This is a genomic window from Synechococcus sp. WH 5701 (genome assembly GCF_000153045.1).
In the GTDB taxonomy this organism is placed as follows: Bacteria; Cyanobacteriota; Cyanobacteriia; order PCC-6307; family Cyanobiaceae; genus Regnicoccus_A; species Regnicoccus_A antarcticus.
In genome coordinates this window covers 1-1,115 of sequence record NZ_AANO01000128.1, presented here as the reverse complement: position 1 = coordinate 1,115, position 1,115 = coordinate 1, and the positions used below count along the sequence as shown (strand labels likewise).

Annotated in this window: 2 protein-coding genes; one reads left to right on the top strand and one right to left on the bottom strand. The window is 56.3% G+C overall.

Going from position 1 to position 1,115, the window contains the following annotated elements:
* Position 1: 1 nt before the first annotated feature.
* Entirely contained in the window at positions 2-616 is a 615-nt protein-coding gene (locus WH5701_RS00740) for an AhpC/TSA family protein (protein ID WP_006169921.1), read from the top strand.
* 36 nt (positions 617-652) lie between these two features.
* On the opposite strand, the gene WH5701_RS00735 is transcribed toward WH5701_RS00740, so the two are convergent.
* Positions 653-1,115 (bottom strand): rhomboid family intramembrane serine protease (locus WH5701_RS00735; protein WP_037979287.1); only part of this gene is annotated, 463 nt, incomplete at its 5' end.

Sequence of the window (1,115 nt, the reverse complement as noted above, 5' to 3'; positions counted from 1 at the left end):
CTTGGAATACGCCCAGGCGCTCGTCCCCCGGTTGGATTCTTTGCGAAGCCAAGGCGTCACCGTTCAGGTGTTCGCCATTGGCGACGCTGCCGGGGCGGATCGCTTTTGTGGGTTTACAGGCTTTCCTCGCCAGCAACTCCAGGTTGACCCTGCTCCAACCCTGCATGGGCAATTGGGGCTTGAGGCCGGATTGACGCTGCCGGGAGGGCCTTGGCCCGGCTTTTTGTTGATGTGCGCTGGTGTTGGTTCTCCAGGAACACTGCAGGAGGTGTTCCGCGGTTACACGGGCGATCGTCAAGCCCCGCAACTGTTTGCTGACGATGATCTGGTGCAAGCCTCGCCACTTCCGTCCTTTCGCGGAAGGATGTTCCGTCGTGCCGGTGGTGATGGTTTTCAGAGACCGTTTGAGTTGGCGACTTGGCGACTGAGAAATATGAATGAAGTGCTCGGAAACTGGCGCACCTATGTGCCTTGCGATGACTACATCACCCAACGTGGGGCTACTTATTTATTAGATAGCGACGACACATTGTTGTATCAACACCGCGACAAAAGCCTGCTGGGTTACTCCGAGACGATGGCCCAACCATTGGCTTTCCTGGATCAATTCATCTAACGGTTCAGAAAGAATGGACCGTTCGCTCTGATTGACCTAAACCGCATCAGGATTTTCCTTCTTTTGGGCCCAAGCGGCGAGGAGGCCAGCGGCGAAGCCTCCAGCGTGGCCAACCCAGCTCACGCCCGCTGGCGAGACCCCTGGGATCAAGGCCATGAGTGCAGATCCATACAACCAAAATGCCACCAGGCTGAGCACGATCGGCAGAATTTTTTTCTCGAGCCAACCAATGACCAAGAGATAGCCGAGCAGCCCATAAATCACGCCAGACAGTCCATGGCTTCGAGCGGGCCATAACAGTGTGATTGGCACATTCACAAGCAGGACTGCCACCCAGACAGACACGTAATCCCTGACACCTCGTGTGAGCACCAGCCAACTCAGCACGAGGAAGATCACACTGTTGGACAGTAAATGTCCAAAGCCCGAGTGGCTAAACGGTGCGCTGACAACTCCCCACCACGGCAGACCTGGCCCCATCGGCAGATTCCAGGTTCCA